Source organism: Paenibacillus luteus, from assembly GCF_006542765.1.
In the GTDB taxonomy this organism is placed as follows: domain Bacteria; phylum Bacillota; class Bacilli; order Paenibacillales; family Paenibacillaceae; genus Pristimantibacillus; species Pristimantibacillus luteus.
The window spans coordinates 242,428-255,465 of record NZ_SKCD01000033.1; the positions used below are offsets into that span (position 1 = coordinate 242,428).

13 protein-coding genes are annotated in these 13,038 nt (G+C 46.6%); 11 read left to right on the top strand and 2 right to left on the bottom strand.

Annotation, left to right across the window (positions count from 1 at the left end; all coding sequences use genetic code 11):
• Positions 1 to 15: 15 nt before the first annotated feature.
• The 6 genes from ruvB to yajC are packed head-to-tail and all read left to right on the top strand — an operon-like array spanning position 16 to position 6,144.
• Positions 16 to 1,017, top strand: coding sequence for a Holliday junction branch migration DNA helicase RuvB (ruvB, locus tag E0496_RS23310; RefSeq protein ID WP_141504166.1), 1,002 nt, complete (start codon positions 16 to 18; stop codon positions 1,015 to 1,017).
• A gap of 5 nt (positions 1,018 to 1,022) precedes the next feature.
• The gene (locus tag E0496_RS23315; protein ID WP_141504167.1) at positions 1,023 to 1,490 is read left to right on the top strand and encodes a thiol-disulfide oxidoreductase DCC family protein; all 468 of its coding nucleotides are present in this window, start codon (positions 1,023 to 1,025) and stop codon (positions 1,488 to 1,490) included.
• The gene (locus E0496_RS23320) at positions 1,480 to 3,600 is read left to right on the top strand and encodes a SpoIID/LytB domain-containing protein (protein WP_241674946.1); all 2,121 of its coding nucleotides are present in this window, start codon (positions 1,480 to 1,482) and stop codon (positions 3,598 to 3,600) included. The genes E0496_RS23315 and E0496_RS23320 overlap by 11 nt, the downstream gene beginning before the upstream one ends.
• A gap of 9 nt (positions 3,601 to 3,609) precedes the next feature.
• Complete coding sequence (gene queA, locus E0496_RS23325; RefSeq protein WP_141504168.1) at positions 3,610 to 4,656, top strand: tRNA preQ1(34) S-adenosylmethionine ribosyltransferase-isomerase QueA; 1,047 nt, start codon at positions 3,610 to 3,612, stop codon at positions 4,654 to 4,656.
• A gap of 22 nt (positions 4,657 to 4,678) precedes the next feature.
• Entirely contained in the window at positions 4,679 to 5,812 is a 1,134-nt protein-coding gene (gene tgt / locus E0496_RS23330) for a tRNA guanosine(34) transglycosylase Tgt (protein WP_175598109.1), read from the top strand.
• Between the two features lie 14 nt (positions 5,813 to 5,826).
• Entirely contained in the window at positions 5,827 to 6,144 is a 318-nt protein-coding gene (yajC, locus tag E0496_RS23335) for a preprotein translocase subunit YajC (protein ID WP_141504170.1), read from the top strand.
• Positions 6,145 to 6,312: 168 nt separating this feature from the next.
• Here the strand turns inward: yajC and E0496_RS23340 are convergent, their stop codons facing one another.
• A complete protein-coding gene (locus E0496_RS23340) occupies positions 6,313 to 6,705 on the bottom strand; it encodes a TIGR04086 family membrane protein (protein WP_141504171.1) in 393 nt (130 codons plus the stop codon).
• Positions 6,706 to 6,931: 226 nt separating this feature from the next.
• Here E0496_RS23340 and E0496_RS23345 point away from each other — a divergent pair, with 226 nt between their 5' ends.
• Positions 6,932 to 7,687, top strand: a complete 756-nt coding sequence (locus E0496_RS23345; RefSeq protein ID WP_141504172.1) for a YetF domain-containing protein — start codon at positions 6,932 to 6,934, stop codon at positions 7,685 to 7,687.
• Positions 7,688 to 7,738: 51 nt separating this feature from the next.
• Here the strand turns inward: E0496_RS23345 and spoVB are convergent, their stop codons facing one another.
• Complete coding sequence (gene spoVB / locus E0496_RS23350) at positions 7,739 to 9,307, bottom strand: stage V sporulation protein B (RefSeq protein WP_141504173.1); 1,569 nt, start codon at positions 9,305 to 9,307, stop codon at positions 7,739 to 7,741.
• A gap of 254 nt (positions 9,308 to 9,561) precedes the next feature.
• On the opposite strand from spoVB, the gene E0496_RS23355 reads away from it, so the two are divergent.
• The 4 genes from E0496_RS23355 to E0496_RS23370 all read left to right on the top strand — a co-directional run bounded on the left by E0496_RS23355 (position 9,562) and on the right by E0496_RS23370 (position 13,017).
• Positions 9,562 to 9,801 (top strand): post-transcriptional regulator, encoded by a 240-nt coding sequence (locus E0496_RS23355; RefSeq protein WP_141504174.1) that lies wholly within the window; start codon positions 9,562 to 9,564, stop codon positions 9,799 to 9,801.
• A gap of 91 nt (positions 9,802 to 9,892) precedes the next feature.
• Positions 9,893 to 11,125, top strand: a complete 1,233-nt coding sequence (secD, locus tag E0496_RS23360) for a protein translocase subunit SecD (RefSeq protein WP_141504175.1) — start codon at positions 9,893 to 9,895, stop codon at positions 11,123 to 11,125.
• Complete coding sequence (gene secF, locus E0496_RS23365; RefSeq protein ID WP_141504176.1) at positions 11,115 to 12,029, top strand: protein translocase subunit SecF; 915 nt, start codon at positions 11,115 to 11,117, stop codon at positions 12,027 to 12,029. The genes secD and secF overlap by 11 nt, the downstream gene beginning before the upstream one ends.
• Positions 12,030 to 12,099: 70 nt before the next feature.
• The gene (locus tag E0496_RS23370; protein ID WP_141504177.1) at positions 12,100 to 13,017 is read left to right on the top strand and encodes a cation diffusion facilitator family transporter; all 918 of its coding nucleotides are present in this window, start codon (positions 12,100 to 12,102) and stop codon (positions 13,015 to 13,017) included.
• The last annotated feature ends 21 nt before the right edge of the window (positions 13,018 to 13,038 follow it).

The window sequence follows — 13,038 nt, forward strand, 5'->3', positions numbered from 1 at the left end:
GGGAGATGAACGCTAATGGACGATAGAATCATTTCCGCCAACCTGATGATGGATGACCAGACGGTGGAGCTAAGCTTGCGTCCCCGCTATCTGGCCGAATACATTGGGCAAACGCAGGCCAAGGAAAACTTGAAAATTTATATTGAAGCGGCAAAGCTAAGGAAAGAAGCGCTTGATCATGTTTTGCTGTATGGGCCTCCTGGACTTGGAAAAACAACGTTGTCGAACATTATTGCCAATGAGCTCGGAGTCCATCTTCGTACGACATCCGGGCCAGCGATTGAACGGCCCGGCGATTTGGCAGCGCTGCTTACGAATTTGCAGGAGGGCGATGTGCTCTTTATCGATGAAATTCATCGCCTGCATCGTACGGTTGAAGAAGTTCTATATCCGGCAATGGAAGATTTCGCGCTCGACATTATGATCGGCAAAGGTCCAAGTGCTCGTTCGGTGCGGCTGGATTTGCCGCCATTCACCTTGATTGGAGCGACAACGCGGGCTGGACTTTTATCGGCACCGCTTAGAGACCGCTTCGGCGTTGTCAGCCGTTTGGAATTTTATACGGTGGATGAGCTGGCGTTTATCGTGGCGCGTACAGCGGAAATATTAGACGTTGGCATCGTAGGAGAAGCGGCTTCGGAGATTGCGATGCGCTCGCGCGGGACCCCGAGGATCGCCAATCGATTGCTAAAGCGAGTACGTGATTTCGCTCAGGTTCGCGGCGATGGCGTCATTACGCATGATATCGCTCGTTCCGCACTCGAACTGCTTCAAGTTGATCCTATGGGCCTTGATCATATCGATTTCAAAATGCTGCAAGCGATGATGACGACCTTTGCAGGCCGACCGGTCGGTCTTGATACGATTGCAGCAACGATAGGGGAAGAAAGTCAGACTATCGAAGATGTGTATGAGCCATATTTAATGCAAATAGGATTTTTGCAAAGGACGCCTCGCGGTCGTATGGCAACGGATAATGCCTATCGGCATTTAGGGTTTCCGATTCCGGGGAGGTAGCCTCTATGAACGACACAAAGCAAAGCGGAGCCGAGCGGCTCTATGTGATTTATGACGGATATTGCAATCTTTGTCTGGCTTCCGTAGCTAGGCTGAAAGAGCTGAGATCCAATGCAGATTTGCAATTTGTGCCGATTCAGCAGTTGGAGGCTGAAGGCGAAGGGCAGCAGCTTATTCCAAATATCGGCCAACTGAAGTATGCGGAGCTGTACGAGAAAATGCATGTCGCTGACGAAAGCGGACAGCTCTTTGCTGGCGCGGATGGCGTAGTTCGCGTTTTGAGAACCGTGAAGGGTTTGCGCCGGCTAGCTTTCTTTTACCGGATACCAGGCATGAGAAAGATCGCCGACCGGATGTACCGTTATGTTGCAAACCGGAGATATGAGTGGTTTAGCAAGACGGAGCAAAGCTGCTCGGTGAATGGCTGCGAGCTGCCACAACGCAGAGGGGAGAACAACAAACATGGGAATTAAGGGATCGATTAAGCGATACATAGTTACGGCAGTAGCCATTGTGGTGCTGGCTTCCGCTTGGACAGGCTCTCCGTCACAAGCAGCAGTACCACAGTTGGACAATATTCGCGTCGCCTTATTTATGCAATTGCCTGGGAAATATACGGAGACGACTGCAGCAGCTACATTCTCTTCTACGGATGGTTTGAGCATTGGCGAGAGACAGCCGGGAGGCGTGAGTGCTTGGTTTAATATAGAAGGCGCTGCCTCGGTCCGGTTTGCGCTAGACAGCTACAAGGTTAAGGTGTTTGAGTCAACCAATTTCGGTTCAGCGTTGGCTGTTTTCAAGAGGCTTCAAACGCTGAAAGGAACACCATATTTGACCTCATTGTCCAAAAATGGAGCCATCTCCTATCAGGTCATAGAAGGCACGTATAGTACAGCAGCTACAGCTGCAACTGCCCAAACCAAATGGAATGGCGACAGCGAGCTGATCAAGCTAAGCGGCAGTTATAAAGGGGTACTTCAAGGGCCGTTGCATTTGGAAACGGGAGCGTTAGCCAGCAAAGAGGCTGCACAAACGGCTGCCAATGACTTTGGGGCTGTTGGCCTAGACGCATATGTAGCTGTTCGTTCATCAGCCAGCGGGTCGGCTAGCTATTCGGTTATGGTAGGTGCTGCTATAACAGATGCTGAACTGCAAATTGTTAAAACAGCAGCTGCCAAAGCAGCAGGCGGCAGCGCATTAAGTGGCGCTGATTCGAAATCATCATATTTATTATTGCGAAATGACCACTCGGTCAGCGCCAAAACGGAAAGCAGCATGGAGCTTTATATGTTTGCAGGGAGCGACACGAAAGTAGCGATCTCTCCCGCAGGCGCAGCACCTATAAAGCTGACGGAAAGAAGCAGCCGCACCTATCGCGGATTGTTTGAGCTAAGCCTATTGAATGGGCAGATGGCGGTAATCAACGAGCTGCCATTCGAACAATATTTGTATTCTGTTGTAGGAATAGAGATGTATCCCACATGGCCGGCTGAGGCATTAAAAGCCCAAGCTGTCGCGGCACGTTCCTATGCCTTAAATAAAGGCTTTGGCTTTCAAATCGCGCATGTTGTAGATACGACTTTAAGTCAAGCTTATTACGGAGTCACCTCTGAACGTCCATCAACGATTGCCGCAGTAAATGATACGGCTGGTGAAGTAGCGATGTATGGCGGCAAAGTGATCGAGGCGCTATTCGCGGCAAATGGTGGAGGAGTAACGGCAGACGCGAAAGAGATCTGGGGGAATTCAATTCCATATCTGCAACCTGTAAAAAGCCCGGATACTTCTTCAGAAGCCGGTTTATTAAGCTGGTATCGCGTCGTGCTGCCAAGCGGGGCCATCGGTTATATCCGTGAGGATTTATTAGATGAGACTGCACAAAAAACGGCAGCAGGAAGCTCGATTATGCAAGTAAACACGAATGCTTCAAAGGTACGCAAGCACCCGCTTATTCAAGATGCTGTACCGGTCATCGCTCAGGTGGATAGCGGAACGCAGGTCGTTGTACTGGAGAAAACGATTGAGTCTAATGCGATGAATTGGGTGAGAGGCCCTTATACAGCACAAGAAATGCAGACTACAATTAATTCGAAAGCCAAGACAGCGATTGCAGGTCCTCTGAAGACATTGGAAGTCAGCCAGCGCGGAGCATCGGGACGCGCGACTGAAATATTGGCCAACGGGCAGAAAGTTTCAGTTAGCTACCCGGATTCATTCCGTGCTACACTCGGCGTACAAACCTCACTTCCAAGTACCTTGTTCCAAATTGAGGAGACAGCTAAGGTTGTGATTCTTGGAGCAGGTGCGGCATCGCGGACGAAACCGCAGGATGCTGCCGCCATTTACACGATCAGCGCTGGAGGAAAAGTATCCGAGGCAACGAATGCAAATTTGTTTATCCAAGACGGCAGTCAGCATTTGCGAGCAGCCACAAAAGAGCCATCTTTCCGTTTCGTCGGTTCAGGCAACGGCCATGGCGTTGGTTTATCGCAGTACGGAGCTTTAAGCCTTGCCCAGCAGGGGTATGACTATCAATATATTTTGAAATACTACTACAAAGATGTAACCATCGCTAAGGAATGATTATACGAGATGAATGTAGAATGGTTTGATTTTGAATTGCCGGAACGGTTGATTGCACAAACGCCGCTGTTGGACAGAACGGCTTCCCGGCTGTTGACTTTAAATAAGCAATCCGGAGAAATCGCACACGAGAAATTCACGGATCTGGAGCAATATTTGCAATCTGGAGACGTGCTTGTTTTAAATGATACGAGAGTGATTCCAGCCCGTTTAACAGGAATGAAGAGCGATACTGGCGCCAAAATCGAGCTGCTGCTTCTAAAGCAGCTTGAGGGCGATCGCTGGGAAGCGCTTGGTAAGCCGGCTAAACGATTGAAGGTAGGTACGGAGCTTTCTTTCGGTGACGATGGCGAGGGCAATCCGCTGCTGCGCGCCGTCATTGAGCAGGAAGGCGAAATGGGCGGACGTACGATTCGTTTTGCTTATGATGGAATCTTTCAAGAGCTGTTGGATCGATTAGGGGAAATGCCTCTGCCTCCTTATATTAAGGAAAGGCTGGAAGAGCGTGAAAGATATCAAACGGTTTATTCGAAGCATGCCGGTTCTGCGGCTGCACCGACTGCGGGTCTTCACTTTACGGACGCATTTCTGGAGAAGCTTCAGGCAAAGGGAGTCAAGCTGGCCTATGTTACCTTGCATGTGGGGCTAGGAACTTTCCGTCCGATGTCTGTTGAGCTGGTTGAGGATCATGAGATGCATGCGGAGTATTATGAACTGAATGAGCAAAATGCAGCAATAATAAATGAAGCCAAAAACATCGGCGCACGTATTATTGCAGTAGGCACGACTTCTTCCAGAACGCTAGAGACGGTAGCAAACCGATTTGACGGTGGTCCTATTGAAGCTTGCAGCGGCTGGACATCGATTTTTATTTTTCCAGGATACGAATTTAAGCTGGTAAATGCACTTCTCACGAATTTTCATTTGCCCAAATCAACGCTCGTTATGCTGGTAAGCGCACTTGCTGGACGTGATGCCGTTATGCGGGCTTATGAGGAAGCGGTTGCCGAGGAGTATCGTTTTTTCAGTTTTGGCGACGCGATGTTTATTTACTAATTAGGAATAGGAAGCGTGAATTGTGGCTGTAAAATATGAATTAATCAAACAATGCAAGCAATCAGGAGCACGTCTAGGGAGAGTCCATACTCCCCATGGCATTATTGAAACGCCAACGTTTATGCCGGTAGGCACGCAGGCTACGGTCAAAACAATGAGCCCAGAAGAGCTGAAAACGATGGATGCTCACATTATTTTGAGCAATACGTACCATTTATTTCTTCGTCCCGGGCATGAAATCGTAAGAAATGCCGGCGGGCTTCATAAGTTTATGAACTGGGATCGTCCGATCTTGACAGACAGCGGAGGCTTTCAGGTTTTTAGCTTGAGCGAAATGCGTAAAATTACGGAAGAAGGCGTACATTTCCGTTCTCATCTAAACGGCGACAAGAAATTTCTATCTCCCGAAGTAGCAATGGAAATTCAAAATGCTCTCGGATCCGATATTATGATGGCTTTTGATGAATGTCCCCCGTTCCCGGCGGAGCATGAATACGTCAAAAAGTCGCTGGAGAGAACTACTCGTTGGGCAGAACGCTGCCTAAAGGCGCATGCAAGACCGCATGACCAAGGACTATTCGCGATTGTTCAAGGCGGGATGTACAAAGATTTGCGTATTCAAAGTGCAAATGATTTGACTTCCATGGATTTCCCGGGGTATGCTATTGGTGGACTGAGTGTAGGCGAGCCTAAACATCTGATGTATGATGTGCTTGATTATACCGTACCCATTTTGCCAGCCAATAAACCAAGATATTTGATGGGAGTTGGTTCCCCGGATGCCTTGATTGAAGGCGCTATCCGCGGCATCGATATGTTCGATTGCGTTCTCCCAACTCGTATTGCCAGAAATGGGACAACGATGACAAGCCAGGGCCGATTAGTTATCCGTAACGCAAAATACGCCGAAGATTTTGGTCCTTTGGATCCAGAGTGCTCCTGCTATACATGCACGAACTACTCAAGAGCGTATATTCGGCATTTAATTAAAGCGGATGAAATCTTTGGCATGCGATTAACGACGTATCATAATTTGCATTTCTTGCTACAACTCATGCGGGACGTTCGGCAAGCGATCATGGAGGACCGGCTATTGGATTTCCGGGATTCCTTCTTCACGAGCTACGGCCTGTTCGATAATGAGAAAGGGTTTTGAAAGGAGGGATTTCGATGTTGCAAGCAGCAGGTGAAGCAGGATCAACAAATATCCTACAGATGATTTGGCCTTTTGTGCTTATGTTCGCGGTGTTTTATTTCTTGCTTATTCGTCCGCAGCAAAAGAAACAAAAGCAGCGTACTTCCATGCTTGGTCAGTTGAAAAAAGGCGACAAAATTTCAACCATTGGTGGATTGCATGGTACGGTCGTTGAGCTGAGTGACGATACGGTTGTTCTTCGTGTCAACGACACAACTAAAATGACATTCGAGCGCAGCGCAATCAATACAATTATCAACTCCGCACCAGCGGCGGTTGATTTAGAGAAATAATTTCAAAGAAAGCGGCTGACATGTTAACATGTCAGCCGCTTTCTTTGTGTTTTTTTGTTAAAATATAAGAATTTATAAGTTTGTTAGCTTATAAAGGGCTTATATTTCACCGTCAAAGCTACTTCAGCGTTTAAAGGACGCCGAAGGCGTTTTTGCTTGTCCCTGCTGTTATTTTTTCATATTGACGCCAATCATGCCACCGAAGGCGCCTGTGAGAAGAGCGGCGCCAAGAACGACAGCGCTGTGAAGCGAGATCGGGGCATTCGATGCCAGAAAACTGATCAAAATGACGGCTGCCCCATACAATAGTCCAAGGATAGCGCCATTGTACCAGCCTTTGCTCTCCGAACGGCGGCCAGTTGTAAAGCCACCCGCCAGCGACGCAAAACCATGAATTAAAAGGGCATTGGTAGCTAAGCTGCTTTCCTTCATGTTAGTAAAGTGCAAAAGCAGGGAGAGAAGCAAGGCGCCAATTGCTAACCAAATGATTGAGAAAAGAACGCCTGCAAGTAAAGGTGAAGCGATTAAAGGCGGTTTAGGAGCTTGTTTCACGGAACTCATCAAATTCCCCCCAACAAAAGGTACGTATTACTTATCCATATGGTCAAGCTTGCCGGAATAGTACAATTATTGATACACATTTCTTTAATCGTGTACAGTCTTGCGGGATTGCCATATATTCGTGTAATGCGGTTAAGTATGATGTGATTGCACGTAGGTCAGAATAGCTGTACGGACAAACGAGACTGACTTCAGCTCGTATGAAAAGTCGAGGAGGCGGTTTCCTTTGGAATTTTGGAGCCTGTTAATCCGGACAGTGATCATTTATTTCGTTGTGTTTCTGATCATGCGCTTTATGGGAAAACGCGAGATCGGGAAGTTATCCGTATTCGATTTAGTGATTTCGGTCATGATTGCGGAAATTGCGGTTATTGTCATTGAAGATATGGAGCGATCCATGTGGAGCGGCATTATGCCAATGGTCATCCTATTGCTTATCCAGGTGGGCAGTGCCTATATGACAATGAAGAGCAGAAGGCTGAGATTACTGTTTGATGGCAAGCCCAGCGTTATCATCGACAAAGGAAAGTTAAACAGTGATGTAATGCGCAAGCAGCGCTACAATTTGGATGATTTAATGCTGCAGCTAAGAGAAAATAAAATTAGTGCTGTATCGGATGTGGAATTTGCTATTTTGGAGACAAGTGGAAAGCTTTCTGTCATTCCGAAAGAAAATTCTGCTGCGGATGATCAAGAGGGTGAAGAGCAGGGCAAAAATAGTGCAAGTGAAAATGGCCACTTGAAAGCATACAATCAAACGAAAATAATTCCTTCTAAATACCGTTTTGAAATCTTGCCTATTCCGTTAATCATGGATGGCAAGGTGCAGGATGGAAATCTGGAGAAGCTGGAGAAAACGAGATTTTGGCTTAAAAATGTGCTACAGGAAAAAGGAGTTACGGATTTTAAAGACGTGTTCTTCTGTACTATTGATCATAAAGGCAAATTGTTTGTAGATATGATTGAAAAAAAACCACGATAAAGAAAGGGCGTTGCCTTTCTTTTCGTGGTTTTGTATTGTTTGCTTCTGTGACTATTTAAACCAGCCTCCGAATAAGGGAATGCGTTCCAAGTCATGGCGATCAATAATTTTCATAACAACCATGAGCATTAAATAAACGAGAGTGCTGGCGGCAGAAGCCACGATAAGATTGATCCACTCGGCTGGCAGCGGATTCTGATTCATTGTAAATTGGGCAGCAGCTCCCATGATGACCATGGCCGTGCCTACTTTAATGAAATCAGCAAACTTCATGTGAAAGCCGATGAAACGAAGAACGCTAATGCCATGCAGTACAGTAACAAGCACAATATTCACATTGATGGCAATCAAAGCGCCATAAATGCCAAAATCAGGATCGGAAGCGAGCTTTACGATCAGAAAAAGCTTCACGATTGCACCAATAAGCGTATTAATAAGTGCGGTGCCTGGTTTATTCAGAGCTTGCAGGGCAGCTTGAAGCGGTGCTTGCAAATATATAAAGATGCCTACTGGAGCAATGAGTTGCAGCATAGGTGCGATCTCAGCATGGGCATACAGGAGTCGACAGATGGGCTCAGCGAATAAGGACATGACTACAACAAAAGGTGCCCCTGAGACTAAGGCAAGTCTCATGGATTGATGCAGCCGCTTATGAATTAAGGAATGATCGCCTCGTGCTGCGGCTTCCGATAGGGATGGAACAAGCGATACGGCAAGCGAATAGGTGAGAGCGGTTGGAAGCAGCAGCAGCGGTACAATCATCCCCTGTAATGCGCCATATTGTGCTGTTGCAATTCCAGTGGCGATACCAGCAGCTGCGAGGCTTCTAGCGGTAAGAATCGATTCGAGCAAATAAGAGAAGGAACCAATCATTCGGCTGCCAGTGACTGGTATAGATAAGGTAAGCAGCTTTCGCAGCACTGGAAAATTCTTGGATGAATCCTGGTCTGGTGTAATTGAAGAATCTTTTTTGTTCAAATATTTATCACGGTAATACTTCCAAATCAACACGGCAAAACCGCCAATTTCCCCAACGACGGCACCCAGCATCGCACCAGCAGCTGCCCATTCCAATCCGTATGGAAGGAATAGATAAGCAAAAGAAAGAGAAGCAATGATACGCAATACGGTCTCTACAATTTGGGACACTGCAGTAGGAATCATATTCTGTTTCCCTTGAAAGTAACCCCGGTAGACGGAGGATATTCCTATGATCATCAGCATCGGCGTCATGACCAAAAAAGTCTGGTATACGCGCGCATCTGGCAGAATGTGGGAAGTGATCCATTTTGCGCCGAGCAGCATAACGGCTGTCATTAGGACACCGAGTACGGCGACAAGTCCCATGGCTGTTCGGAAAATGTACTTGACGCGTGCGGAATCACCTTCGGAATCGGCCTCCGCAATCCATTTTGCGACCGCAAGGGGGATGCCTCCTGTAATGATCGTCAGCATAACCGTAAGAAATGGATAACTAAGTTGGTAGATGCCAACGCCTTCGGCGCCAATAATGCGCGGAAGAGCGATCCGCGGCACGAAGCCGAGCAGCCTGTTGATTATACCAGCGGCAAGCAGAATCATAGCGCCCTTTATAAAGGTTTGCTTCGTTTCCTTCGTCATAATAAAATACCCTCTTCTCTTTCATATAATTACGAATATGCTCCTGTCCCGATAGAAGGACGAAGCTAGTAGACAGGCTTGTATTAACATGTTTATGCGCAGCATGTCCGGTTCCATGTCAGTCATTTTAGGAATAAGGGATAAGCCGGCAGGAATATGCGGATAACGTAGCGAATACTTACAAAATACAAATGGGCGAAAGATTACCTTAACGTCAAAAACGTATGAGGGCATATGCTTGTAGGAGGCGCCGTATGGCAGACGAAGAGTTAGTCCGGGTGATTGAAGAGCTTTGCAACAGCAAGGCAGAGGAATTTCATCTCATTGGCTATGAGCATGTAACGGGGCAAGAGGTGTGGGAATGCGTAAGCGAGAAATACAACAAAACAGGCCAGCCCGAGCTCCACGCATTAGTGAATGACATTTTATCGCTTAAGGTTATGAAATTTATGAATTTCATGACCATTAGTGCATATAAAGGAACCCAGTTCTAACCAGTGGGTTCTTTTTTATTGTTTTTTTTTGACTCGATTTTGCCGCATCTGTATAATAGGAATATTGAGATCATAAGGGGGATTTAGACGTATGTTCGGGAAGAGAATTTTTGCCTTCCTTGCGATCGTAGTCATTATGTTTGGCGTTATCGCTTGGACAAGCCCATCGCTAGTAAAAGATGTTAGGCTAGGCCTGGATTTAAAAGGCGGATTTGAGGTATTGTACGAAGCGTCGCCGCTAGAAGGCGGAGAAGCCGTTACACCGGAATCATTGAAGGAAACTGCAAGAAGCTTGGAATCACGGATCGATGAACTCGGCATTGTAGAGCCGGAAATTACGACTGAAGGCACTAACCGGATTCGATTGCGCCTTGCTGGCGTTGCTAATGAGGATGAAGTAAGAAACATTCTCGCAAAACCAATCAATTTGACGTTCCGCGGGCCGGACGGGAAAATCGAGCTTGACGGCAGTGACTTCAAGCAAAACGGAGCAGGTATCGGCTACGATAACCTAAGCAAACCGTTTGTTACCATTGAGCTGAAGGATGCCAAAAAATTCGAAGAAATTACGACTCGTCTAACTGGTCAATACCTTGCGATTTATCTGGATGATAAAGAGCTGTCCAAGCCATCCGTCAACTTCCCAATTACGGGCGGATCAGCACAAATCTCTGGTAATTACACAGCAGATGAAGCTAAAGATCTAGCCAATATGATCAATCTCGGCGCTCTTCCACTGAAGCTTACTGAAAAATATACGCAAAGCGTAGGCGCGAAGCTTGGTCTTGCGTCCTTGAAAGACACCGTTGAAGCAGGTATTATCGGAACAGTTATCATTTTGGTATTCCTTGTTATTTTGTTCCGTATTCCCGGAATTGTTGCGGGTATTACGGTCATTACTTATACGTGGCTTTTGATCGTAGTTTTCAATTTAATGAATGCGACTCTCACCCTTCCTGGTATAGCGGCCTTTGTGCTCGGGATCGGGATGGCTGTCGATGCCAATATCATTATGTATGAGCGGATCAAAGAGGAAATTCGCAGTGGCAAGAGCTTGCTGTCCTCCTTGAAGGCAGGCTCGAAAAACTCGTTCCGCACAATTATGGATGCGAATATTACGAACATCATTGCAAGTGCCGTATTGTATTACATTGGTAATGGTGCGATTCGCGGCTTTGCACTAACGATGATTTTCAGTATCCTCGTTAGTATGCTGACGAACATCTTCTTGTCACGATTCTTAATTATGCTGCTGATCAAAAGTAATCTATTCACAAAACCTAGCTACTACGGCGTAAAGGAGGCAGAAATCCGTGAACTTTAAAACAAAAATTCGTTATGATTTTATAGGCAACCGCAATAAGTTCTTTCTGTTCTCGATTGTGTTGACTGTAGTGGGTATCTTGTCCTTGCTTTTTTTCAGCTTGAACTTCGGGGTTGACTTCAAAGCGGGTACAAATATGGATCTATTGGTAGGCAAGGAAGCAACACAGCAGGAGGCCAAGCAGATCCTGGTGGATACGGGGATTGATGGCATCACGCCAACCGTAGGCGGAACAGGCAATGAACGGGTATCCATTCGTTTTGACGAAGTACTCACGCAAGCGAAGATCGTTGAAATTCAAGACGGCTTCAAGGCTAAATACGGTGACCAGGTTTCGGCCGAGGTCAATGTGGTTTCACCAGATATGGCACAGGAGCTTGGCATTAAGACGATTTGGGCGATATTGATTGCTAGCGTCGCGATTATGATCTATGTAATGATTCGTTTTGAGTGGCGTTTTGCAGTTGCGGCGAACATTGCGATTTTATATGATGCCTTCGTTGTTATCGCGTTATTCTCGATTTTCCGTTTGGAAGTGGATCTGCCCTTCATCGCGGCTGTGTTAACAACAATCGGCTATTCGATTAATGATAAGATCGTTATTTTTGACCGGATTCGTGAAAATCTTCGGTTCGGCCAATTTAAAAACCGCGATCAGCTCGCTGAGATGGTAAACGCAAGTATTTGGCAGACGATGGCACGTAATATTTATACGGTACTCGCAGTACTCGTTGTTGCTGTATGTTTGTTCATTTTCGGAAGCGAGTCGATCAAGCTTTTCGCCCTTGCAAAAATCATCGGTCTGACAAGCGGAGCTTACTCATCCATTTGTATTGCGAGCCCGCTCTGGCTGCTTCTTAAAGGAAAACAAAAGCCAAAAGCTGTCGTTAAAACAACGGCATAATCAGTTGAGAAGTAGAAGCACATGCTTACGAAGTAGGTTTTGCATTCGCAAAACCTTGTAGGAGGTAAAAATGTCAACCACACAGCGATATGCAAAGGCTGAGTCCGCAAGTTTGACTGGCTTATGGGGGAACATGCTGCTGGCACTATTCAAAGGCGCGGTAGGTTGGTTGTCAGGAAGCAAGGCGCTGCTGGCAGATGCATTTCGAACAGCTGCGGAGGCGGCGGCGGGTGTTGCTACAATATCTGGCTTAAGAGCAAGCTATCAGCGTAAAGCAGTAAGGCCAAACGCTCAGGCGGATGCTGAAAATACGAAAGGGGAAGCGGCGACGACAATTTTATTGTCTGTCGTCCTTCTCATCATTGGGCTTGAAATTGGCATTTCCGCTGTAAGGGATATTGCAAATGGTGTCAATAGCGCCCCGCATTGGAGTGCTGTTGCAGCGATTGCCCTTTCTCTACTATTGCAGCAGCTTTTTTTTCCATCAAAGGAGAGAATGATGGGGCTTTGTTGCTCAGCGGCAGCTTTAATTGGCGCGAGCGGCGCTATTTTCGGAAAAATGCTGTCTGTTCCTGCGCTCTATTATTTTGATCCGGCAGCAGCAATCGTGATTGCCATTATCGTTGTTATTAGCGGGTACCGCATGGTTAGCATTTTGGTAAAGAAAGAAAGCAAGAATGAAGCAATCGAAGATAATCCTGATGAGCTGATGCAGCTTGCTCAGCGTGTAGAAGGTGTAGTTACCGTCCAGTCTCTACGTGCCAAAGAGCATGGTCATTACGTGATTGCAGAAATCGTCATTAGCGTTAATCCGCGAATTTCGGTACTTGAAGGGCAAGAGATTGCAAAGCGGGTAAAACAGCTCGTAATGAAACGTTTTATACACGTCACGGATGTATCCATTTATGTTGAGCCTTACGATCCCGGTTATCCGTATAAGTCCAATCATGATCCTAATCAGGAGCATATGCCGACACTGCTGCAATAGAGCTCTGCAAACAGCAGGAAA